Origin of the sequence: Bacteroides sp. ZJ-18 (assembly GCF_011038705.2) — a bacterium.
GTDB classification, from domain to species: domain Bacteria; phylum Bacteroidota; class Bacteroidia; order Bacteroidales; family Bacteroidaceae; genus Bacteroides; species Bacteroides hominis.
In genome coordinates, this window is record NZ_CP072198.1 from 248,579 (window position 1) to 274,009 (window position 25,431).

Genomic DNA, 25,431 nt, shown 5'->3' on the forward strand with positions numbered 1-25,431 from the left:
GAGGCGTCTTTCAAGGAGTTGTTTTTACTAAAATGAATCTTTACGGTCTCAAAAAAGACAATAAAATCCTTTCCCATCTTTCAACCTGAAAAATGGAAGAATCTTTTGTTGTCTTTTTCGAAGAACAACCCAATAAAAATGTTCAGTTATTTAATATCTATTGCAAAAATAATTGTTTTATTATGCGTATTTCAAAAAATATATTTAAATTTGCCGCCGATATCACCTTCCGTTACCTACGAAGTAACGGATAATATTTCAACTAATAATCAACTGATTATCCTCTAATGTTTTTATCTGTTCCTCTTTTCTTCTTCGATAAAATATATGTAATAAGAGAACGATTCATCCGGTTTACCTCATCATCCCTGTAAGGTTGAAAATAAGTCTCAGTCACTTTCACCGAAGAATGCCCCATAGCATTACAAATCAAACTTGAATTATAATTCTGCCGAAGTGCCGTAGTCGCCCAGGTATGACGTGCCACATAAGTACTTAGCCGTTCCCTGATTCCCAAGGTATTTGCCACCTGTGTCAGGCGATGGTTCAGAAGACGCAACATACGGGTATATTGCCCATATTCATTCTCACCGGGATTTTGGATAATAGGAAAAAGATAAGGTGAATCCGGAATCGCATACATATACCTCCGTATAATTTCCATTGCCTCTTTGCCCACCACCACAGTCAGTTTACGACTGGTTTTGCGCCGGTGATACGTAATTACATTTCCCTGTAAATCGCATCTGCGCAAAAAAGCAAGATCTACAAACGGCATCCCGCGAAGCAGAAACAAAAGAACAAACAAATCCCGGCTGAAAGCTAATTTTTCCGGCAATTGTTTCTGGTCCGTCATCAGTTTACATATCACCTCCGGCGAAACAGCCCTTTTTACGGGACAGTCAATTCCGGTATGCACTTTATTGAAAAGACGTGGCACATAAGTTGCCACTCCCCGCTCCAGCGCCTGATTATACACAGATCTCAGCATACGCATGTAAGTAGAAATAGTGTTCCATTTAAGTTGATCAGCCAGCAGTTTCTGTTCAAACAAAGCTAACCATTCGGGAGTCAGTTGGCTAAAGGTGATTTCACGTCCATTCATAAATTTTTTCAGTCGATTTAAAGTGCTCTGATACACATGGGCAGTACCATTACGTTGCTCTTTTTTCAGTTCGACTATTCGCTTCTCCATAAATCGAGTCAAAAGTTCTTTTTTCATTTTAAGTCTGTTAAGATTACAAATTAGATTATTGCAAGCTTTTGCTTATCCATTTCATATATCAGACTGATATTTCAACAAATTGCAAAAAGCGTAGTGCCATAACAAACCAACTGCATAATTATCTCTTTTTTTTAGATAACTTTGCAGCCTTCGAAAAACTTTTAACCACAATTGGAATAGACAAAACCGATTCTTCTCAAGAAGCCGTTTCAATCATTTCTCAGTATTCACAGTCTCAGGCTTCGCAACCTGACTTGTCACAAGTGTATTTTTCTCAGTAGTATTACAAGTACCGTTAAATCTGGCTTTCGATTCTATTTCAAGTTTACATGTATAAACATCGCCATTCATTGTACATCCCGATTTCATAACCAAATCTTCTGCCACCTGAATATCTCCCTGTAACATCCCGTGTAACACAGCACCGGTACACGTCACATTTCCTTTGATTCTTCCCTGAGGACCAATCACTACTTTCCCTTTACAGGAAACATTTCCTTCTATTATTCCATCTAAACGCAAATCCCCTTCTACCGTGATTGCTCCTTTCACCATTGTTCCCAATGCTATTGTAGTCAGTTTATCAATACCGACTTTCACAGTCTTTACAGAATAATCTTCATTCTTTTTCTTTCCAAACATATTAAAATCTGAATTATGTAAATTAAAAAAGGACGAACATTCTTCTGATACCAAATATTAAGTAGATTACAAATATAAGTTAATTATAAGACAGGCAGAAGAAAAAGACGAGAAAAAGACAACAGGTCACTATAAAAAGGGGAGAAACTGTTTCCAAGTTTCCCCCCTCTCCCTTATTATTTATCGCTACGGACAGTACTATTTATATTCCTGCCAGCTCTTTATCTGAATATCTTCAAGCTTCAAATCACAGAATGCTTCGATAAATGCACTCGCCAGACGCGCGTTGGTTATCAATGGAATATTATGATCGATCGCGCCACGACGGATACGATAACCATTTGTCAGCTCACGTTTCGAATGATTCTTGGGAATATTCACAATCAAGTCGAACTTATGGTCAGCAATCATCTTCATCACATTGTTCTCGGCCCCCGGTTTTTCATCCGGCCAGTAAACCGGAGTAGTATCTACACCATGTGCATTCAGAAAAGCAGCAGTTCCGGCTGTTGCATAAATCTTATATCCCTGGTTGAACAACATGCGGCTTGCTTCCAGCAAATCGACTTTCGACTTCATTGCACCTGAAGAGAACATCACTCCCTTTTCAGGAATTTTAAAGCCGGTAGCAATCATTGCATTCAGCAGTGCTTCAGAAAAGTCGTCACCAATGCAGCCCACCTCACCGGTAGACGACATATCTACACCTAAAACCGGATCGGCTTTGTGCAAACGTGAGAAAGAGAATTGAGAAGCTTTCACTCCAATCCAGTCGATATCAAATGCCGACTTATCGGGACGGCTGTATGGAGCGTCGAGCATAATGCGGGTAGCAGTCTCGATAAAGTTACGTTTCAACACCTTAGAAACGAACGGGAAACTACGTGAAGCACGTAAGTTACATTCGATAACTTTAACTTCGTTGTTGCGAGCCAGGAATTGAATATTGAACGGTCCCGAAATATTAAGCTCTTTCGCAATCTGGCGGCTGATTTTCTTAATGCGGCGCGCTGTTGCAAAATAGATTTTCTGTGCCGGGAATACCAGCGTAGCATCACCCGAGTGCACTCCGGCAAACTCGATATGTTCTGAGATAGCATATTCTACCACTTCTCCATTCTGTGCCACTGCGTCGAATTCAATTTCCTTGGTATTTTCAAGGAACTGAGAAACAACTACCGGATACTCTTTCGATACCTCAGCAGCCATCTTCAGGAAGTTCTCCAACTCCTCGTCATCATAGCAAACATTCATCGCAGCTCCCGAAAGTACATAAGACGGACGAACCAGTACCGGATAGCCCACTTTCTCTACAAAACCTTTCACATCTTCCAGACTGGTCAGCTCCTGCCATGCCGGCTGGTCGATACCCAACTGATCAAGCATTGCAGAGAACTTATTACGGTTTTCTGCCCGGTCGATAGAAACAGGAGAAGTACCCAATACCGGAACAGACTGACGATACAGTTTCATGGCAAGATTATTCGGAATCTGTCCACCTACGGATACAATCACACCGCGAGGTTGTTCCAGATCGATCACGTCGAGCACACGTTCGAACGAAAGTTCGTCGAAGTACAGACGATCACACATATCATAATCAGTAGACACCGTTTCGGGATTATAATTGATCATAATCGATTTATATCCCAGTTTGCGAGCAGTCTGCACAGCATTTACCGAACACCAGTCGAACTCAACCGAGCTACCAATGCGATAAGCACCCGATCCTAACACAACTACTGACTTTTCATTTTTATAATAGTTCACATCATATCCCTGAACCGCATAAGTCATATAAAGGTAGTTTGTCAGTTCCGGATGTTCGGAAGCAATGGTATTGATGCGTTTCACGGCCGGAAGGATACCCAGTTCTTTACGACGGGCACGTACCATCAGGTTCTCTTTCTCCATATTTCCTGCCGGATTCAACACAAAGCGCGCAATCTGGAAGTCAGAGAAGCCCAGCACTTTGGCCTCCCTCAATACGTCTGCAGGAATATCCTCTACCTTATCATAAGCAGACAACTTCGCTTTATAGTCAACGATATTTTTTAGTTTGTCCAAGAACCACGGGTCAATCTTTGTCAGTTCATGGATACGCTCTATCGTATAGCCATCTTCCATGGCCTGAGCCAGAGCGAAAACACGTAAATCCGTCGGGTGAGAAAGCTCCTTATCCAGATCCTCAAAATGCACATCGTCGTTACCGACAAACCCATGCATACCTTGACCGATCATGCGAAGACCTTTCTGGATAATCTCTTCAAACGAACGGCCTATCGACATGATTTCACCAACCGATTTCATGCTTGAACCGATCTCACGAGATACACCGGCAAATTTAGTCAAGTCCCAACGAGGAATTTTACAAATATAGTAATCAAGTTGTGGAGCCACATATGCCGAGTTGGGAGTGCCCATCTCACCTATCTGATCGAGTGTGTAGCCTAATGCCACCTTAGCGGCCACAAATGCCAGCGGATAGCCGGTTGCCTTCGAAGCCAAAGCCGAAGAACGGCTCAAACGTGCATTCACCTCAATCACACGATAATCATCCGTATCCGAATTGAATGCATACTGAATGTTACATTCACCTACAATACCCAGATGGCGGATACATTTAGTTGAAAGTTCCTGCAACATTTTCAGTTCCTTGTCATCCAATGAGCAAGTCGGAGCTACCACGATCGATTCGCCGGTATGGATACCCAGCGGGTCAAAGTTTTCCATGCTTGCTACCGTAAAACAGTGGTCATTCGCATCACGGATCACCTCAAACTCAATTTCTTTCCATCCTTTCAACGACTCTTCCACCAGAATCTGTTTAGAGAAAGCAAATGAGCTCTCAGCCAATTTGAGGAATTCCTCTTCATTGGCACAAATACCACTTCCGAGTCCTCCCAGCGCGTAAGCCGAACGAACCATCACCGGATAACCAATGCGACGTGCAGCAGCAATAGCATCTTCCATGCTTTCTACAGCCTGGCTGACCGGAGTTTTCATATCAATCTCGTTGAGCTTCTTCACAAACAGGTCACGGTCTTCCGTATACATGATAGCCTCAACCGAAGTACCCAATACTTTCACACCATATTTATCCAGAATACCTTGTGTATAAAGCTCTGCACCGCAGTTCAAGGCAGTCTGTCCGCCGAATGCGAGAAGAATGCCGTCGGGACGTTCTTTCTTAATAATCTCCTCTACAAAATAAGTAGTCACGGGAAGGAAATACACCTTATCAGCAATTCCCTCGGAAGTCTGAATGGTTGCGATGTTCGGGTTGACCAATACCGAATTGATGCCTTCTTCTTTCAAGGCCTTCAGTGCCTGTGAACCGGAATAATCAAACTCTCCGGCTTGTCCGATTTTGAGTGCGCCTGAACCCAAAACAAGGACTTTTTTCATTTCCTTTTCCATTTCTTTTATTGTCATTATAAGTTGTTATTTCTACGTATCCGCACAAAAAAAATGCGTTACCCTCAATAAAGGACTAACGCATTACCAAAGAACTAAATATCGTTTTTGGAGAAAAGAGAAGAAGTAGGCTGATTCCGGGTGAAATACACTCGAACGGAGATAATACTTGCTTCTGATTTCCTGTTGATTCATTGCTATTTCAAAGTTTGTGCAAAGTAACGACTTATTTCTATAATTACAAAGGAATCTGGTAAGAATATTCGTTTTATTTGTTACTTCAGCTGATTCTGACTATCTTTGTCCTTCGATTAAAAATAAAAATAATGGGAAAAGAAAAAATCATATTGACAGGTGACCGTCCTACCGGAAAACTCCATATCGGACACTACGTAGGTTCACTGAAACGAAGAGTCGAACTACAGAATTCCGGCTTGTTTGACAAAACTTTCATCTTCATCGCCGATGCGCAGGCATTGACCGATAACATCGATAACCCTGAAAAAGTACGCCAAAACGTAATTGAAGTAGCCCTCGATTATCTGGCTTGCGGACTCGATCCGGAAAAGTCGACAATCTTCATCCAGTCCCAGATTCCGGAACTGTGCGAATTGACATTCTATTATATGGATCTCGTCACCGTATCACGCCTGCAACGTAACCCTACCGTGAAGACGGAAATACAGATGCGCAACTTCGAAACCAGCATTCCTGTAGGTTTCTTCACTTATCCCATCAGCCAAGCTGCCGATATCACTGCCTTCCGTGCCACTACAGTACCGGTAGGTGAAGATCAGGAGCCCATGATCGAGCAGGCCAGAGAAATTGTCCGCCGTTTCAATTATATCTACGGAGAAACATTAGTCGAGCCGGAAATCCTTCTACCGGACAACGCAGCCTGCCTGCGCCTGCCGGGTACCGATGGAAAAGCCAAAATGAGTAAATCGTTAGGCAACTGCATTTACCTTTCCGAAGAAGCGGACGAGGTACAGAAGAAAGTAATGAGCATGTTCACCGACCCCGATCACTTACGGGTGCAAGACCCGGGAAAAATCGAAGGTAATACCGTATTTACATATTTAGATGCCTTCTGCCGTCCCGAACATTTCGAACGTTATCTGCCCGACTATCCGAGCCTCGATGAACTGAAAGCTCATTATCAACGCGGCGGCCTGGGAGATGTAAAGGTGAAACGCTTCCTCAACGCTATTATGCAAGAAGAACTGGAACCTATCCGTAATCGCCGGAAAGAATTTGAGAAAGACATTCCTGCCATCTACGAAATGTTGAGAAAAGGCTGTGAAGTGGCAAGAGCTGCCGCTGCCGATACGTTATCCGATGTTCGTAAGGCCATGAAGATAAACTATTTCGATGATGCCGAACTGATCAACGAACAAGTAAAGCGATTCAATAAATAAAAAAAGAAACGCCCTGTTACCAGTCTGGCAACAGGGCGCTTTCTTTTAAAGAAGGTTGAGTCTGAATTTATTTAGCAGACTCTACTAATACAACGCGGTTTAGGTAAATAGGTTTACCGAATTTATCCACACCACCTCCGGCATCAACTTTCAAGCGGCTGGAATCTACTCCGTATTTCTTAACCAATGCATTGACAACAGCCTGAGCACGTTTCTGGCTCAACTCCTTATTGAATGCAGGAGTACCGGTTGCCGAGTCAGCATATCCGTATACGGTATATTGTGTATCCGGGAATTCTTTCATCTTAGCAGCCAGATAAGACAAGTTCATCTCTTCACGCGGAGACAGTTCAGAAGAACCGATTGTGAAGAATACAGTACGCGGAGCAATATTAGCATCCGTTACAACTACTTGTTCGGCAACTTCTGCCACCGGCTGGTTCTGTGCATCAACCAACTGCTGTTGCAGTGACTGGTTGGCAGCAGCCATTTCATTCATCTGGCGACGCATATTGGCCAATTCTATTTCAGAGATAATCTGTGGCATCGGACGGGCAAATCCACGGGCCGGGAAGCGGTAAGTCAGACCTGCAGTCAGGCTGGCAACGCCATCATACCCATGTTTTCCACCAATTTCTCCGTCAAACTTATCTTCAGCCAGCATACCACCGATTTCGATATTGATATCTACCGCACTCGATACGCGGAAACGGTTGATAATACCTGCGTTCATAGCAAATGCCTCACGATGAGGTTTAGAGTATGAATGAGTAAAACCCGCTCCCAAATAAGGGATAATTTCATATACACGGTGAGAGTTGTATCCGCCAAACAGAGCATTCAAATTGAACATCACGTCACCGTGAAGATTCATATAGTTGAATTTCTGTTTATAATACCCATTGGCCAGTTTACCACTCTTCACAAAATCGGCTGTTTCCGAATGGGCAAAGCCGCGCCCCTGCAAGCCACTGTACTGCAATCGCAATCCCAACCCGGGAGTAAACCATTTACCGACAGCCACATTCAATGTCGGACTGATACGGTCTCTGAACTTTCCGGCATGGTCGTTGTCACCAAACATGGCTTCGGCACCGCCACCGATAGAAAAGAACCAGTTATCCCAGAAGGAGTTAGTGATCACTTGATATTTGTCTTGTACCTGGATAACTTCGTATCCCGTAATCGTAGTTTGTTGCGCTGAAGCAACAGATGTAACGCCGGCTAAAGCCAGCAGCATTAGAATCTTTTTCATATACCTTAATAGTTAAAGTGGTTATTACAAATCTTCCTATTTATTATTGAAACTATTTAAATAACACCAACGAAACTAAAAGGTTTTGGATAAATGAAAATTTCCGAAGCATTTTCTACAAAGATCCGGAGATACACCTTATTATATATAGCTCCAAAGCTACTTTGACCTATTTTTGTTCCATGAAAATTTTTCGTAGCGGCATAATCAATCTTTCCAGCAGCCGAAGATCGTCCGTGATAATTTCCGCACTTCCCTTCATCTCACGAGTCAACGGCAGCATCTTTCCATAGTTGGTTGTCAACCCATCCGGCAAAGCAATATCGACCACATACATGCCTTCCGCCGTCGGCAGAGGCGAAACACTTCTCACCTCCCCCCTTACATAACCAAACTCCTGGTCCGGATAATTATTCAGACGCAAATTCACACGCTGTCCGGCCTTTACTTTACCCGATCCCTGTAAAGGCAGCAATGCCGTCCCTACAGGCAAGGATTCCTCTTTCGGGGCAACCACAAAAACGGTAGCCCCCGACTCCACATACTGATTCACGCTCCACACATTCAGAAAAGTAACTTTTCCTCCGACCGGACTTCGAAGCAGGTAATGTTGTTCCCACGCCGCAAGCTGACCCAACAACTGATCCGTAGCATTTCTCAGATTCACCTCCTGCGTCTGCTGCTCTTCAAACGCCTGTTTTTCCAGATCAAGCAATGCCTCTTCCGATTGCTCTATCTGCATATCTACCTGAGTTAACTGCATACGGGCCGATTCCTTTGACTGAAGGCTTTGCAAGTAGCGACTGCCGGACTGTTCAAACTCCGTAATAATCATCGCCTTACGATGATAAAGAATCGAATCTCTTGCATATGAGGCATGAGCTAAAGCATATTCTTTCTCTATCAGAAAATATTGCCTCCGAACCTGATCATAATATTTCTTCTGTGTAGCCAGCAATTCTTTTTGTGACTGCAACTTCTTTGCATAATATCCCAACTCTTTCATACGAACCACCTCGGAGAGGGTACTCACAAATCCTGCATAAGCCGACTGTATCTCACCCAGCCGCCAGCGGTCGGTCTCCGAAAGCAGAAAAAGGCTTTTCCCCGATTCCGGTGTATATCCTTCCTGCTTCCACTTCTGCATCTTCCTCTTCAAAGAAAACACATCCACTGCACGAGCCGTATTCTCTATTACACCCAGATTCATATCCGGCTTCACCTCCTGGCCGTTCTGTACATACAGGTCCGCCAATCTACCGGCCGAACGTGCCATTACATAAGATGGAGGCTCCTGTGTACTCACCGTCACCTCCGCAGTTATCACATCCGGATATTTAAACCAATAGCTGCCTGCCACCAACACCACTACGATGATAAACAATACCGTAATGCCACTACGCAGAATCCACGCCGGAACACGGTTCATCACCTCCTGTACCTCTTCACTGCGAAGCTCGATTTCTTTATGTGTGTGCTCCTTTTCCATACCTAACTTCCTAACTCCAGCTGATTCTTCACCAACTGATAATACAATCCTTTCTTCTCCGTCAGTTCCCGGTGAGTGCCCTCTTCAGCCACAGCACCTTTATCCAGCACCACGATCTTATCCGCATCACGAACCGTACTCAAACGATGTGCTACCACTACAACCGTCTTACCCCGATAGAATGTATGGAGGTGTTCCATAATCTCACGCTCGTTATTGGCATCCAGTGCATTCGTCGCCTCATCGAAAAACAGGAACTCCGGATTCTTATAAACCGCACGGGCTATCAGCAGGCGCTGTCGCTGTCCCTGACTGATGCCGTTCCCCTCCATTCCGATCTTCGTATTATAGCCCAAAGGAAGAGAATCGATAAAATCACGGATATTGGCAACCGTCACAGCATGGCGCAAACGTTCCACATCCACCTGCTCCTCACCAACAGCAATGTTGTTCGCAATCGTATCAGAGAAAATAAAGCCATCCTGCATCACCGAACCACTCTTCGCACGCCAGAGATGCGGATTCACCACATCCAGAGGAGTCTCACCTATTTTGATATCCCCCTTATTCGGAGTATAAAAACCGAGCATCAACTTAATCAGTGTAGTCTTACCACTACCACTCGCCCCCACGATCGCTGTCACTTTATGTTCGGGTATATCCAGATTCACATCCTTCAGCACATAGTCACGGTCCGCCCCGTCATAGCTAAACGACAGATTTTCAATACGAATATCACGCCGATCCGGAAGAACCGTCAGTTTTGAAGTGATATCCTGTTCTTCATCTTTCTGACCGTGAATCTCGTTCAAGCGTTCCAGACTGATCTTTGCATCCTGAAGTTGTTGGGCAAAGCCGATAAAAGAGCCGATGGGGCCACTCAGCTGACCGATGATATACGTCAAAGACATCATCATACCCAGAGTCATATCCCCTTCCACAACCGATTTGGCAGCAATAAAGGAAATTACGATATTCGTTGTCTGATTAAAAAACACAGAACCCACTTGCTGAACCTGCCCCAATGCCAGTCCCTTCACGCTGATCTTGAAAAGCTTCACTTGAATGCGTTCCCACTGCCAGCGCTTTTGCTTCTCGCAGTTGTTCAGCTTGATTTCCTGCATGGCAGTCACCAACTGAATCAAACTGCTCTGTTCGCCCGCCGCCTGGGCAAAACGCCGGATATCCAGTTCGCGCCGGTACTTCATGAACACAAGAATCCAGCAGATATAGAGTGAATTGCCTACCAGAAAGATGGCAAGAATACCCAGATTATAATAAGCCAGCACAAAAGCAAAAATAAAGAAGTTTACGAAAGAGAAAAGCGTACTGATGGACGAGCCTGTCAGAAAGCTCTCGATGCGCCCGTGGTCACCGATACGCTGCATAATGTCACCGATCATCTTCGTATCGAAATAATGGAGCGGTAGTTTCATCAACTTTGCCAGGAAGTCAGAGATCAGCGAGATGTTGATACGTGTGTTCATGTGAAGCATGATCCAGCTACGGATAAACTCGACCGAAAGTTGCGAAACGGAGATCACCAGCTGTGCGATCAGGATCAGAGTGATAAAGTTCAGGTTACCGTCACGGATACCCACATCCACCAACGACTGTGTCAGAAATGGGAAGATAAGTTGCAGCAAGCTCGCTGTCAGCATTCCCAGAACCAGCTGTATCAACTGTTTACGGTAAGGAGACAAATATTTAAGAAAGAAACGAAGACTGCGACTGCCGGATTCTTCTTCGTCTCCCTGCCCTTGGAATTCCGGGCCCGGTTCAAGAGCAAGTGCAGCCCCTTTCTCCTCTCCGTTCACCTTGGTAGACAACCAACACTTTTTAAATTCTTCCTCACTGTACGAAATCAACTGACGTGCCGGATCAGCGATATAGAAACGGTAGCCACTGCGCTTCTTCTTTATATCATAACAGACCACAAAGTGATTCTGGTTCCAATGCAGAATGCAAGGTAACGGTACATCCTCTTTCAGTTGCTCCAAAGAGATACGGACTCCCGAAGTACGGAAACCGATGGATTCCGCCGCATCGCTGATGCCCAGCATGGAAACTCCTTCACGGGTAATAAAAGAACGTGCACGGAGAGTTTGCAGAGAATAACTCTTACCATAGTACTTCGCAATCATGCGAAGGCAGGAAGGGCCGCAATCCATAGCGTCCAACTGGAGGTAATGAGGAAAAGAACTTAGCTTCATCATATCTTAACAAAAACAATGACAAGACATTTGAAATTTTATTTAGGATTACTTTCTATGTCCTCTTTAAAACAGCAAAAGTCCAACTTTTATTTCAATCAAAAAAACAGAATAACAAATATAGTAAAAAAGTCACTCTAATCATATCTCAGATTATTTATTTTTTGAAATATCTATTTCAAAGACTATCCAAGAAAACTAATTCGCGTCTATATAGCTCAAAGCATATTCAATAAGTTCTCCTAAACCTGCATCTTTTCCCTCTTTTACAGAAAAAGGAACCGCTTGATCGATTTTTACTCCATTTGGATAAGTACAATATCCGTCCAAGTAATAAGCCCCAATATTTGTATACCTTGTTGCATTACCTGAAGTAAAAGGAGCAACGACCGTATTTCCCCAAACACCTCCTGTCATCATTCCTTTACCAATCACATGCCCCTTTGGAGACGCTCCCATTATACAGGCCAATTGCTCTGCTTTACTCATAGTGCCACCACCTACAAGCACAACAACCTTACCTTTATAATAATCAGGGTTTTGTTTACCATAATAAAACATATTTGGATTTTTACGGAAAATACCGGGATGTTTTAGATCTGCATATGTATAATAAAATAAGCAAGCTGGTTTAGGGTAAAGATAGTCAGCCAATACTTCTGCACTATTTTGATCGAAAGGATACCCCTGCATATCAAATATAATTCCTTTAGAATCTTTAATCGAATCCAATTTCTGTTTTAGTTCTAAACTGGTTATTTGAGAAAGATTAATATAAAAAAACCCATCAGCAACCTCCATCAGCTTCATAGGAGCAGTTCCATCATCAAGAACAGTTCTAGCATATTGCTTCCAATTTCTTATAAAAAGAGTCCTTTCAATACCATGTCTTTTAATATTTAAAGTCACAGAATCTCCATGAAATGCTGTGTAAACGATAGGGATTTGATTTGCATTATCATTAGCGAATTGTAGATATCGATCTTTTTCTTGACGAATAGTAGAAATACTACGTCCATTTACATGAGTTATACAATCACCAACTTGAAGCCCCATATTTACCGCTTCAGCAGTTAAGAATTCAGTAACAAATAATTGATTATCAATCAATTTAACATCAATCGGCAATATTCCATCATCATAGATTCCTTCTCCAAACCCATAAAGATTAGTCTTGAATCCATAGAAAGTTGTATGGGTATCTTTTAATTCACAAGCTAACATTGCACATGCTTTATCAAAGTCATTTAATTTGCGAGCATTAGCAAACAGACGAATATATTGAGGCAGAATAGATAGCCAATGATCCTCTTTTCGTTCCATATAAGGATGGAAATAATACATCATATTCCAAAAACGAAATAAACATAAGATTCGATAACCATCATCGGAAACCGGAATATTGTCATAATCAGTTTCATTTCGAAAACAGATTAAGCGCTCTTTGTTCTGAGGAGAATAAGGACCAACAGCATAATTAAATCCACTTCGCTCCAGCTTTTTTATTGGAAATAACTTCTTTTGAAGTTTACTTCCTAACTTTTTGGAATCTTCCAACCAAAGCATTTGAATTTGGGAAATAATAGAGTCATTACACAAGTCATTACTCTCCTTCTTCAATCCGGCAATAGAGGGTATAAAACGACATAGATCATTAAAAAAATTATTATTATCAGAATGTAATGTAGCTAAAATAATACGGAATAGCTGGTAATTCCAATCATAATCTCCTTGAGCTATCGAAGGATGATAATACTTTAAAAAGCCCCAAATTTTACAAATTAAAGCAAGTCTATCTACCTCTTCATATGATAGATTTCCTAAATTAATCGGAGTGCCATCATCAAACTCATGATCTTTATTAGCCAAAGGCAAAGGACATACCTCATCAATGGGAAGCTCATCAATAAAAACATTCATATCAGCAATCTCCGCACTCCCCTTACCATTCCCATAGATATCCAGTGATATAACAACAGACTTCTGATATATATCATTAGAATAAGGAATAGTACATCTAAACGTGTTCCAGTTCCCTTGGGAATTAAGTTCTATAGAATCTCTTTCACTTCCCTGAGTTATGGAGCAATAAGCACCAAATTCTCCTTCTAATTTAATTCTGCCGCAAAAGGAAATAGAATCTCCCGTAGAATACAGCCCTTCAAAAGGATGATAAATCATAAAACGAGTTTCACGATCATTTGATTGCTTAACAAAATACTTTCTACTGTTAGTAGGATCCAACTTATACATGGGATTTCCATCTATATAATAGTTCCATGTTCCATGATCCATCATATTAGCAAATGACTCAGTAAAGTAATTATCCAAACCAATCTTTTCTTGCAAAGTAATCCGGTTTAGCATTTCAAAAAAATCAGACCGAACAGCTTTCTGCGAAAAGACAGGTAATAAATCAATAAACAAAACTATACACAAAATAATTTTACGTAAATTCATGATCAAGAAATAAATCTATTTATTTTCTCAAAATTATAATAATTATGCAATATTTCAAAACACATATCCACAATCGTATCATCAGAAACATAACCTGCCACATTATATTCACATAATAATGATAAAATAATATTCATTTTATCATTATTAGGGAAATAATTTGATTATATCAAGAAATTAAGAACCTCATTCTGTATTTTATAAGAAGTAACTCTTTGCTCTTCACCATAAACACAACTTTAAAAAAAACGATACATTCTCTTTCAGTTGCTCCAAAGAGACACGCCCTCCGAAGTACGGAAACCTATGGATTCCTCCGCATCACTGATGCCCAACATAGAAACTCCTTCACGGGTAATAAAAGAACGTGCACGGAAGGTTTGCAGGGAATAAGTCTTACCATAGTACTTCGCAATCATGCGAAGGCAGGAAGGATCGCAATCCATAGCGTCCAACTGAAAGTAATGAGGAAATATCTTCATAATCAGTTATACAATTGAATATTTCAAACGTGCTATTCTGCTTAAATAGACACGATTCAAAAAATTATATACAATCAATTCGAAGGTTCGATTCCTCGATAGAAAAAAACGATTCATCATCATGTGTATATAGCTCTCCATTAAAGATTCAAATGTATTATTTTTATCTACTTTTTTCATATCATTAATAACCTTACTTATATCTCTGGATCGTCTTTTTAATATAGATAGTAAATGGAATAACTCTTTCGTATCTCCACTTTCATTAACAACAAAATCGATTTCCATAGAATACTTTCTATACATTGCATTAAGCTGTTTCACATTAAACTGATTAAAACCAAATTCCATCTTAAAGGAAGAATCCATTTTGTCTAAAATACGTTGCTTCTCAAACAAATTATATCCAAAGTCATCTAATAACGCATCTATCATTTTCATTGAAAAGATCCAATGCATATTTGATTTTTGGGGTGTTTTTTTTAACACTCTTAAAATTTCTAATGTATATGTACTGTCTATATAAAACAGGGACTCTGTCTGTTCTATCAAATTAACATGATATCTTTCCAGTTCTCTATTATAAGTATCCAGTTGAATTTTCCAAATAAGTTGACAAGATACCATCCTATTTAACTTAACATAAAATAGTTTCAAAACATCTCCCCATAATGAAGTGTTTTCTAAAAGTAATCTAATCCTCAAATGGAAATCAGTATCCATATATCGAACAAAAAACCACTTTTTAATTTGTCTCTTCCGTACTAAAACAGAGACAATACCAGCAATTATGTTAACTAGAATCCTATCAGCAGTGGTACTTCCTGTATATATTTTAATATACAGCCATTCACTTCCAGGAATATAAGTTCTTACCATTATTTTACTCATTTCCCCTCCTATAAAAAGGTATAATAAACTCATTAGTATATCCTCCCTCTTCACCACATACCGTCCACTCCTCTCCACTAAAGAAGAATTCCGTTATAATAAACGACCTTCTTTTCTTTACTACAGAATAAAGCGCTTTTAAACTGATTACAGAAGACATATCCACAAATAATTCATTATCACCATCCGCTAATATTACATATTTAGGTATAGCTCGTGACACTCTCCAGTCACTCATCCTTTCCAATAAATTTTCTTCATCCAACAGAAAAAAAGAATTAATTTCTTTCAAGTTCACAGTCCAAGAGGCCAACGATAAAATCATTTTACGATATCGTATTCTTGGACGAAAATCCAAAAGATTCCCCAAATTTCCCCAATTAAAGTTATATATATTTCTTTCGTTATAATATTGCATATCCCCCAAAAAACGATAAATCGGTAAAGTATCAAGATAATAGTTATGGGCATTTGTTAAACGGGGAAATACTCTCTTACCCATCTTTTTTGACCGTAAAATTAATTCTCCCCCATGACAAGACAACAACAAGTCCGATACATTCATCTGACGGTTTTCTGGTAAATCCGAATGAGCCAGGTATACGATTTCACAATCGCGTATATGAGGACGAGACAATATATTACCCACTCTTGAATTTGGTAGATGAACCAATTCAGCCAATATTCCTTCAGATGTTAACTCTTGCTCTTTACGAGTAATCTCTATAACTAAATTTTCTAACTCAGGACAGAGATGAGAAAACCGTGATAATAAATTGGCAGCAAAAGCTCCAATTGATTTCACATTTAACAAAAAGTCATTAACACCATTCTTAGCAATCTGTACCATAGCATAAATTGTATTCGGCAATTTCTCCATAGAGCCTTCCTCCCCTTTTAAATCATCGGGAGTCAATACAATCTCTTTCTCACCAGATTGTTGCATTTCCAACAACTTGCCCAATAAGAGTGAAGATACATCCATGGTTGTAGAGGTAAACTTATCGCTTTTTAGAGGCAAAAATAATTGTTCAATTAATGGAGAAATATCCGCAATTCCATGACTAACAGGATAACCAATTCCTAACTCTGGATCAAGCACAAGAGCAAGAGGTACCTCTTGCTCTTCATATCGATCATAAAACGCTCGTTGAAAACTGTTCAATGTCGCATTTTTTTCATTAGAATTTATTTTAAGTAAGAATGAAATAAGAGATTGCAATTCTTCATAAACTTCTCTCCCTAATACAGCTACCTCATTTTCTCTGCCCAAATCTACTTGAAGTAATTGCCCCTCCACAAATGGTACAGGGAGAATCGTAGCCAATGAAGTTATTTTCTTATAATCGTCTAAAATATGACTTTCGATCCCCTTATTCTTTTTTTTCAAGATATTATCAATCTCGATCAAAAATGTTTTCAAATTTTTATTTTCAGGAGGAAAGTATATATCATTCAATCTTTTTGCTAATTGATCAAAATAAAACTCTCCTGTAACATTAGGCTCCAATTCACTAACAAGTACCCGTGAATTTATTAATTCCATAACAAACTTCTCCGTTTCATCCACTCCAAATCCTGATTTCTTAAAATAAGATTCTATTTCAGGAATAGAGATACCTGTTTTTGCTTTTTTAAGAACCCAATCAAGAGAGGCAGCCCCTTCTATAGAAGCAATAGAATGCATCCTCCTACTATTCAAATAACGATATGAAATATATCTGTATCCACGCCCAACTTTATACAATGAATTATTAGAAAAATATTTCAATTGCCGCTGCACCTCCGACAACCCAGAAAGATACTGAGCCAGAGAACAAAGATAGAACATATCGAGTCTTGCACACCGCTTCAAGCCATTTGTTACCTGAAATCTTGTATGAGAACCGATACAACCTACAGAGCAACTAGCAAATAGTCCAAAAGGGGTACAGCGGGTACACATCCTACTATAATATTTTACAAATGATAAAATGATCCTTTCCTTTTTCTTTGAATCCTCTACTTTACCTAAAAAATATTTCTCTATTTCTGCGTGCAAAACAGGAGAAGCTACATATATAATATCTCTAATACGCTTATCCGCCATTAACTGCTCTGGTGTTTTCGAATAAGATAGCATTTCAACTAAGTAAACAAAAGGTAAAGCAGGCAAGCGAAAAGCATAACTCTCAAAAGGCGTATACATACTTTTTCCTTCTAGTTTACGACAGGTTGAACAACATACCCCTGCTCCCTTAATAGCTCAATAATCCCGTCTTTACCAAGAAGATGCGCTCCGCCTACAGCTATTAAAGTAGAAGCTTTCTTGATCATCTTTTCTATTTTTCCTATCCAATCTTTATTCCGTTTTATACCAATCATATAGGTATATTCCTTTAGATAAGTTGAACCTAAAGCAGCAAAAACAATTGAATCGGGTACAGACATTTTATTTAGCATTTCTTTTAATAACAATTTATTAGAAAATACAGATAGTTTATGCTGTCGATATAAAGAATCGACCAAAACAGCATACCCCTCCAAAGGCTCCCGACATTTTATTAAAAATAATAGCTGTTCCGCTTGCATACGTAAATTCACATTACGATTTAACTGCCACAACATAGCTTCACGTCTACTAATGTCTTCAACACTCTCTAAAGGTACGATTTTCTTAGAATTTTGATAAGAAACTAGAGTCAGATGTACATCCATCCCTTTCTGGCTCCCTCTCCCTTGAGTCATTATTTCATTCCCATAACTCCGTACCCAATACAAAGGAATAAATTTTTCATAAAAAGAAGTATATCTTTTAAGAACAGAATCCACTAATTGAAAATCCTTTGTATCATATAGCATATTATAAGTAGTATCCAAAGGCATCAAGAGGTATCTCTCACGCTGATTAGTTTTTGGCCTTTTCAACTGAGAAAATTCCGATGATAACATGTCGCATTCAGGAGCAAATTGCTTTACAGCCTTAAAAATTCTTCTAAAACCAGGGATAGTAACTAAGAAAGCAGGATCAACATCATGCTTTGTTCCTAGCACGTATGAACTCTGTTGTAAACCATTTCCGGAGACTTCCCACAACAAAGCATCTTCCACTTCAACTGTTTTAACAGATGATGAACAACCTTGAATTCCCACAGATAAAAGACAGAGAAATAAAACACCACACATCAAATTCATTTTACACTTTTCTTTTAATATTCATAAACAACCTTACCAAAACGCTCTTTTAAGAACGTTTTATCAAAAAACATTTTAATATCTGTTCCTGTATAAACAGAATCTACTCTTATTGAAAACTTTCCTTCCATATAATCTAAAATGGCATTATTCAAATCATTCATATCCCCTAAGCAGTTTCCAATTAAAGACAAATTTAATGTAATGCATATTGAATAGATCGAATTCGTTTTCAAATCTTCTTGAATGCTTTTAGATACAAATAAATCGTTTTGTCGATAAAATCCACAAAAAATATATTTCGCCCCCCAATTTAAAAATCTCGAAATTCTATTTATATACAAATCAATAAAAGGATCAAAGACCACATCAAATTTAATATTTTGTATTGCCCCTACATTCGCAGACATGTCTTCAACAGTAAAAACATCTTTTACTCCCATCTCTAATAGTTGTTTTCTCACAGAAGTAGCTTTTGAAGAAATTGCATATACGTTCACAGGAAAACTTTTCAGCCGTTCTATAATCGCTAATGAAGTATTTGATGTTGCCGCCGTAAGCAAAACATTCTCACCACCGCTCAACTTTGCCTTCCGTACCATACTATATGCCGTCTGTGCAGAGAGAACAAAAGCGGCTGCAACCACATTCGACATACAATCTGGGATTTTTCGTAACTGACATTCTTTCAACAGCAGTAATCTCTGAGAAGCATAATTCGTTACAACACCTCCTATCTCTCCATTTTTTCTAAAAGGAAAAGTCATATCTCCCATAACTCGATCTCCAATCTGAAAGGCAGTCACATGACTTCCTCTTTTAACTACCACACCAGCAAACTCCGACCCAATTGGAGAATAGAAGTATTTCCTGTCACCGCTTAACCGACGACACTGCGATGAGAAATAGTGTATTAGCGAACGATCCCGAAAATTACATGAAAAAGCATTTACCTTAATCAAAATTGATTTTTCATCAAAATAAAGATCATAATCCGTCTCTTCTACATCCAATAGTGATATTAGGACCTCCTCGCCATCTAGAAAATACTTTTCATAAAAATGGTTTGGAGCAGCCTCCTTCATACATAAATTACAAATTGCAACTGTATTCATCATTAACTATTTTATAAGTTCAACTCTATTTTTAAATATACAAGATACTATAATAAAAGACATTTTGTCCATTCTGTATATTCTGTCTCCCATGTCAATAATGCCAAAAAAGGGCCAGAAACACCCATAAACAAGGAAGGGTTCTCCATAAAATCACGAAAGGCTCTTTCCTTCTCATATTTTCTTATCTTAATATCAAATGACGACACCGCACTGTTATACCAAAACAAACTGCTTTGACAAAAAGATTCATCCTTCGTCATTTCATAAATTTGTCTATAAATATACATCAAAGAAGAGTATCCATGACATAAGCATAAATCATCTTTCATGTAATCAGTGCGATTATTCAATTGCAACAGCATCCAGAGTCCAACTTCAGTATAATAAGCATTATTCATTAGTAAGCCCGCTTTCAATATTCCATAACAAGCCATTATATCTCCATAGCACCAAGCTATTCCGCTTTCTTGCTTCATGCCATCCTGTTTTATCACAGAAGGGAAAAATGAACATTTTTTTTTCGTAAACCGATAATTTAGTAACAAGTTACAAATGCTAGTTATAATAGTTTCAAGAGGGATATGACATTTCTCTTTAGCAATTAAAAGAATAAGTAAAATGCCTGTAATTCCATGAGGAGTTCCCAAATTAGTCACCATAACTGGCATACCCCTTTCTTCAAAAAATGGGGTAAGCCAGTCGTGCTTTTTCCAATTCATCTCTACTCTCTTTTGATAAGCCATTACTAAAGAGTCTAAATAAACATAATTTTGCTTTTGCAGAAAATAAAAAAGATAACCAGAAGCTCCATGATAATAATCTAAATCATTTTTATCCAACATTAAATAATACTCCTGTTCAAGCATTCGGTCTACTTCCTCCATCTGATCATTCACAAGATACCCTAATCCTAACCAATGAAGAGTCAAACACAGCCCCGCAAGCCCGCTACCTAAGCTCAAACTTGTATCTTCTTTTTCAATCATTTGATTAGCAAGCTGATACATTTCATTCCGATACCTATGTTCACCTGTCAATTTATACAAATAATACAGACAAAAAAGTGCACCAATCTCTCCCGAAACGATCCCTCTCTTTTCTAATTCTACATTTTTGTGGATTTGGTCATAGCATAAATCAAATCCTTTTAATAGGCTATCATTTATCATCTTTATGGAAATATAGAAAAATGTACTTGAAACAACAATCGCTTACATCCTTTTACTTACTTTAGAGCGAAATAATCAGCTATCATTAGAAGACACACTTTCACAGATAAAACCTTAAGTTACTAATCAAAATTAAGCAGCATAATGGCTAAAGTTAATATTCAGTTGTGTTCCTATAGCTGCCAGCGCCCTGTCTGTGGCATAAAAAGCGCTTCCGTAGTGGCATAGTCCTGTGGTCTGAGCCATTTCCCTTTCATAATACGCCAAAGAGTCTCCACTATGTTTAGATGAGGAGAATAGGGAGGAATGTAGAACAGAAAGAGGCCACGTTTTTCCCACATGGGACGCATTCGTTTTATTTTCTCATTACGGTGCACACTTGCATTGTCAAGCACGACAAATGTCTTTCTGTTGAGTTTGAAAGAGAATCTATCGAGAAAATCAACAACTTTCTCTGCATCGACAGATTCGCAGGTACAGCCCCCTTCAAAGCGGTTATTCCTGTCAATCATTCTAAAGATGTTAAGTCGTTTGGCCTTTTCGACAGGAATGTAGACATCTTCTCCGGAAAACTGCCCCCCGTAAGGGACATATCCTTCTGTGCAGATATGGGACTCGTCACCATAGAAGAGGTCGATTGCTCCTTTTTCAAAAAGCACTTCAAGTTCTTGCTGCAGCGAGGGCTCACCCTTAGGACATTTCCTTATACATCTATATCTTGCGCCAATGCGGATAAAAAACGTTTGAACGTCGATTCGCTCGCTTCCTTGCCCGAAGCATTCTGCCAAGCTTCTTGGGCTGCACGGACACTCTGTCGGTCTGATTCGATGGCTTTGCACACAACTTCCTCGTCCGAGCAATCCCTGATGGCTTTGCGACCTTGTCCAGAACGTGTATATAATCCCTTGATTCCTTGGCCTTCGAAACGTTTGCCCCAACTGCCAACAGTTTGGGCTATCATATCCGTTTGTTTGCCCACTTGGGACGCACTCAGACCGTCCGCTTTGAGTAGTATGGCACGGCAACGCATACGAAAACAATGGTTTTCGCCTGTGCGGAAACCTATCGTGAGCTGACGACGTTCGGAATCGCCCAGGGTTAATTTCCTGATTTTCAGTCATCCCACATTTTTGTTCGAGACGAAGATAAGGCAATTTATCCATATGTAAAATAATTATAAATAACTACTTACTTAATTACGGACGATATCCATAAACATTAATTTCTGGAAATTCACAAGCACGGCTACCATCTGGCAATTGTACTATTTTTTGAGATAGATCAGACATACAATTTGCTTGATTAGAATAATCGCAGTTCCACCAACTATTATCTTTTCCCCCATTGTAAATATCCGTACTCACCATATAAGATAATGCACTCACTGCTGTAACTGAAGCAACACATCCCCATGAAGATCCACCTTTCATTTCCTCCATTTGGTAGTCATTTAAATTAACGATTTCTTCTTTCTTAAGAACCAATCGCTTGATTTTCTTTTTATTTTCCATAAAATAACATATTTAGTTAATTCTACAATTATATATATCACAAGCAGGTCTACTTTTTACCCATTTTGAGATTAACTCTTTTTTAACTTTATGGCCAGAACAATTACTTCGTTCTCAAACCAATTAAATTATCATGAATTACAAAGATAACTTAATCAAAGCTATTTTCAAATAATCATATGTCACAAATCTGCACATATTTGACTTATATTTGAGCACCTATAATTTAACAAAATTAAACAAAAACTTCCTTCCTATACCTCCACACCTCATAACTAGTATATCTTTTGCATTTCACACTTAATGATATCATATTCTTTATAGATTGTTTATCTGATCATTTAATATGTCTTTTTCTGAAGACAAAGCTGTAGAAAGCACTAAACTTGCACTATATAAACTATTGTAAAAAGACTTATATTTACTATTTTCTCCACGTGGATGTCCTAAATGAAACATAGGGCCTTCCGCACGTAAAGACCTGTATCCTAAAGCCCTCCATCGCAGTCTTCGTTCAAAATCTTCATTTCCCCATCCATAGAATCTTTCATTATCTTTCCCACCATCCAAATAAGCGTTTCTATTATAGAAAATAGCTCCACCAACCAAATTTACCCTATCATACAAGACCCTCATTAAGGTTACATTTCTATCCAAAAACAGTAGATCTTCACTCTTAGCATAGTATTCACGAAGCAACATGGGGACATCAAGAACCTTTCCATTATAAGGATAAGCAACTTCTGCTCTATTTTCTCTTAATTGTTCTACTGCATAAATTATTTTTTCAGGATAAGCGATGATATCTGCCTCCCAAATAGCAATATAAGGTGTACACACACCCTCCACTAAAATATTCTGGTATTTAGTACGATGATATATATTATCAGCATCTTTAATAAATCTGTAATCTACATCATCCAATAAGTCTTCCAATATATGACTATTATATCGACCAGTTTCTAATATTTTTATTTTCGTACGAAAATAACGTTGTAAAAACCTGACCGATAATATTAGATTCTCCAGCCTACCTACAGAGTCTATCTTTATAGGAATAAGAAAAGTTACATCAGAAAGATCTTGCTTTATCATTACGATATCTTATAATAGTTGTTATTTATATTAAACAAAATTTCTTCTCTCGTCTCAGATAAAGTTTTCTCCAACTCTGTATAGACTCTTTGTCGATGAAAATTTGACATATAGCCGCTATTCCCTCCCTGAGGATGAGTTAAATGAAACAATACACCTTTGCTACGATATATGGAATAACCTAAATTTTTCCAACGAGCAAAGCGTTCATTGTCTTCCATACTCCAACCATAAAAATGTTCATTTTCCATACCAGCCATAATATAGGCGTCACGAGCTACTAATACAGCTCCTCCCACATTCTCACAAGAACCATTTAGCAATTGCATTTTATCAACATTTCGCAGTAAAAAGCCAATATCTCTATTTTCAAGGTATTGAGCACGTAAGATATCCGAAGTTTCCATAAACCAGCCATTGTATGGATATGCAACATGATATTTATTATTTCTTAATTGCCAAACAGAGTCTAATACCTGAGTAGGCGGAATAATAACGCCTGGATCCCAAATAGCCAAATACTTTGTTTCAGATTGCAATGCCATCCGATTTAGGTACTTTGCCCTATAAAACACAGCATCCTTATCTTCTACAAATTCATACCTTACATTAGCGCACAAACGCTCTACTAAAGATCTATTATACCGATCCGACTCCAACAAAAAAATCCTACAACAAAAATTAGATTTCAAAAAATTAATTGTTAATTGTAAATTTTCTAACCGAATCATTGAATCAATCCTAACTGGCATCAAAAATGTAACATCCATTATGTCTTTTCTCATAGCTTACAATATTGTTCTTTCCACATTCCATAAAGAGATAACGATAATACGATGCCACATGGGCCAGAAACTGTACTTAAAAAATAATCTTCCTGTTTTATGTTTCTAAAAAAAGAGGAACGCTCTATTTTTTTTACAATTTTACAACAAAGATCTTCTCTAAATTTAAATTTTTCTGTTTCCAGTGTAGATAGTAACATCAGCAACCCACTCACACCATTATTTAAAGCAATACCTTTATCTTTAAATTCATAATCTAACATAGCATCGACATCAATACTTCGTTCTAATATTTCAACATGCTCTTCCCATAACGGTATAGGTTTAATATTCAAAAGATACCTAACAGAAGAAATTAAATAGATACGATTTGATATTAATCTAGGGAATGAACTTAATATAAATGCAGAGAGACTATCAATAATTCTATCCAATTTATAATTGTAAAAATTTAATTTATATATTTCAGTAATAATATATATATAAATAGGAAGTTTATATAAGTTCATATTAAAAACAAAAGGTTCATTATTGATTTGAATATATCCATTTTGATCATTTGATGATTCTATAGCATTTATAATCAAAACAACAAGTTCTTTCTTCAACAACACAGATTCGTCCTCAACGCTTATATAAAAATGAATACTATACAATAAGTAAAATAATATACCATACAATAAAGATGTGTAATTTTGGAGTTCTTCCATTGTTTTTGAAGATACCCATCGAAAAATGCAATCATCTAATTCTTTCAAAACATTATTCGGTTCGATATCTATATATTTATGTTTGGCCAAATAAGTAAAGCCAAATGCTATACCGGCTAAACCTGTTTCAAAATCAATTTGATTTTGAATAGACATCCTTTCGCAATCTTGACATATTTCATCCATTAGTAATTCAGCTTTTTCCAATATAGATTTGTCTTTCAAAAAACGAGATGCCACAAAAAGAGAAAGGCAAGCTCCCATCTTCCCATTAAATATATCAAACGATACCCTCAAATAATCCTGAGGTAAAATATCTTTTATTATATTTCTAATTATTTGTTTTTCATCCATAAAACGAAGAATTTAACACGAAG

At 38.6% G+C, this 25,431-nt stretch carries 19 protein-coding genes and 1 pseudogene; 1 reads left to right on the plus strand and 19 read right to left on the minus strand.

Annotated features, from left to right (window positions below):
- Positions 1-277: 277 nt before the first annotated feature.
- From G7Y45_RS01080 to carB, 3 genes are all read right to left on the minus strand, one after another.
- Positions 278-1,222 (minus strand): Tsr15 family tyrosine-type DNA invertase, encoded by a 945-nt coding sequence (locus tag G7Y45_RS01080; RefSeq protein ID WP_165017065.1) that lies wholly within the window; start codon positions 1,220-1,222, stop codon positions 278-280.
- Between the two features lie 216 nt (positions 1,223-1,438).
- Positions 1,439-1,867, minus strand: a complete 429-nt coding sequence (locus tag G7Y45_RS01085; RefSeq protein ID WP_005811209.1) for a polymer-forming cytoskeletal protein — start codon at positions 1,865-1,867, stop codon at positions 1,439-1,441.
- 198 nt (positions 1,868-2,065) lie between these two features.
- Positions 2,066-5,287, minus strand: a complete 3,222-nt coding sequence (gene carB / locus G7Y45_RS01090; RefSeq protein ID WP_165017122.1) for a carbamoyl-phosphate synthase (glutamine-hydrolyzing) large subunit — start codon at positions 5,285-5,287, stop codon at positions 2,066-2,068.
- Positions 5,288-5,610: 323 nt separating this feature from the next.
- Here carB and trpS point away from each other — a divergent pair, with 323 nt between their 5' ends.
- Complete coding sequence (trpS, locus tag G7Y45_RS01095) at positions 5,611-6,702, plus strand: tryptophan--tRNA ligase (protein ID WP_005782386.1); 1,092 nt, start codon at positions 5,611-5,613, stop codon at positions 6,700-6,702.
- 67 nt (positions 6,703-6,769) lie between these two features.
- On the opposite strand, the gene G7Y45_RS01100 is transcribed toward trpS, so the two are convergent.
- From G7Y45_RS01100 to G7Y45_RS01170, 16 genes and pseudogenes are all read right to left on the minus strand, one after another.
- Entirely contained in the window at positions 6,770-7,957 is a 1,188-nt protein-coding gene (locus tag G7Y45_RS01100) for an OmpA family protein (RefSeq protein WP_005811214.1), read from the minus strand.
- Positions 7,958-8,126: 169 nt separating this feature from the next.
- On the minus strand, positions 8,127-9,446 hold the full coding sequence (locus G7Y45_RS01105) for an HlyD family secretion protein (RefSeq protein ID WP_165017062.1): 1,320 nt from the start codon (positions 9,444-9,446) through the stop codon (positions 8,127-8,129).
- Between the two features lie 2 nt (positions 9,447-9,448).
- Entirely contained in the window at positions 9,449-11,659 is a 2,211-nt protein-coding gene (locus G7Y45_RS01110) for a peptidase domain-containing ABC transporter (RefSeq protein ID WP_022011532.1), read from the minus strand.
- Between the two features lie 198 nt (positions 11,660-11,857).
- A complete protein-coding gene (locus G7Y45_RS01115; RefSeq protein ID WP_165017059.1) occupies positions 11,858-14,119 on the minus strand; it encodes a S41 family peptidase in 2,262 nt (753 codons plus the stop codon).
- A 252-nt stretch (positions 14,120-14,371) separates the two neighbouring features.
- Positions 14,372-14,601 (minus strand): annotated as a pseudogene (locus G7Y45_RS01120) (cysteine peptidase family C39 domain-containing protein); the annotation flags it as partial.
- A 6-nt stretch (positions 14,602-14,607) separates the two neighbouring features.
- Positions 14,608-15,480 carry a thiopeptide-type bacteriocin biosynthesis protein gene (locus G7Y45_RS01125; RefSeq protein ID WP_165017056.1) on the minus strand — a complete coding sequence of 291 codons (873 nt, stop codon included), beginning with the start codon at positions 15,478-15,480 and terminating at the stop codon, positions 14,608-14,610.
- 4 nt (positions 15,481-15,484) lie between these two features.
- Positions 15,485-17,680, minus strand: coding sequence for a lantibiotic dehydratase family protein (locus G7Y45_RS01130; RefSeq protein ID WP_165017053.1), 2,196 nt, complete (start codon positions 17,678-17,680; stop codon positions 15,485-15,487).
- An 11-nt stretch (positions 17,681-17,691) separates the two neighbouring features.
- The gene (locus G7Y45_RS01135) at positions 17,692-18,666 is read right to left on the minus strand and encodes a TraB/GumN family protein (RefSeq protein WP_165017050.1); all 975 of its coding nucleotides are present in this window, start codon (positions 18,664-18,666) and stop codon (positions 17,692-17,694) included.
- Positions 18,667-18,680: 14 nt separating this feature from the next.
- Positions 18,681-19,784 (minus strand): zinc-binding alcohol dehydrogenase family protein, encoded by a 1,104-nt coding sequence (locus tag G7Y45_RS01140; protein ID WP_165017047.1) that lies wholly within the window; start codon positions 19,782-19,784, stop codon positions 18,681-18,683.
- A gap of 44 nt (positions 19,785-19,828) precedes the next feature.
- Positions 19,829-20,953, minus strand: a complete 1,125-nt coding sequence (locus G7Y45_RS01145) for a lanthionine synthetase LanC family protein (RefSeq protein ID WP_165017043.1) — start codon at positions 20,951-20,953, stop codon at positions 19,829-19,831.
- Between the two features lie 173 nt (positions 20,954-21,126).
- Positions 21,127-21,612: a transposase gene (locus G7Y45_RS19860; RefSeq protein WP_241159049.1), complete on the minus strand. Its 486-nt coding sequence runs from the start codon at positions 21,610-21,612 to the stop codon at positions 21,127-21,129.
- A gap of 44 nt (positions 21,613-21,656) precedes the next feature.
- The gene (locus tag G7Y45_RS19865; protein ID WP_241159048.1) at positions 21,657-21,983 is read right to left on the minus strand and encodes a helix-turn-helix domain-containing protein; all 327 of its coding nucleotides are present in this window, start codon (positions 21,981-21,983) and stop codon (positions 21,657-21,659) included.
- A gap of 166 nt (positions 21,984-22,149) precedes the next feature.
- A complete protein-coding gene (locus G7Y45_RS01155) occupies positions 22,150-22,464 on the minus strand; it encodes a class I lanthipeptide (RefSeq protein ID WP_165017040.1) in 315 nt (104 codons plus the stop codon).
- 318 nt (positions 22,465-22,782) lie between these two features.
- Positions 22,783-23,559 carry a galactosyltransferase-related protein gene (locus tag G7Y45_RS01160; protein WP_165017037.1) on the minus strand — a complete coding sequence of 259 codons (777 nt, stop codon included), beginning with the start codon at positions 23,557-23,559 and terminating at the stop codon, positions 22,783-22,785.
- Entirely contained in the window at positions 23,559-24,344 is a 786-nt protein-coding gene (locus tag G7Y45_RS01165; protein WP_165017034.1) for a galactosyltransferase-related protein, read from the minus strand. The genes G7Y45_RS01160 and G7Y45_RS01165 overlap by 1 nt, the downstream gene beginning before the upstream one ends.
- The gene (locus G7Y45_RS01170; RefSeq protein WP_165017031.1) at positions 24,341-25,408 is read right to left on the minus strand and encodes a lanthionine synthetase LanC family protein; all 1,068 of its coding nucleotides are present in this window, start codon (positions 25,406-25,408) and stop codon (positions 24,341-24,343) included. Before G7Y45_RS01170 ends, G7Y45_RS01165 begins: the two co-directional genes overlap by 4 nt.
- Positions 25,409-25,431 lie beyond the last annotated feature (23 nt).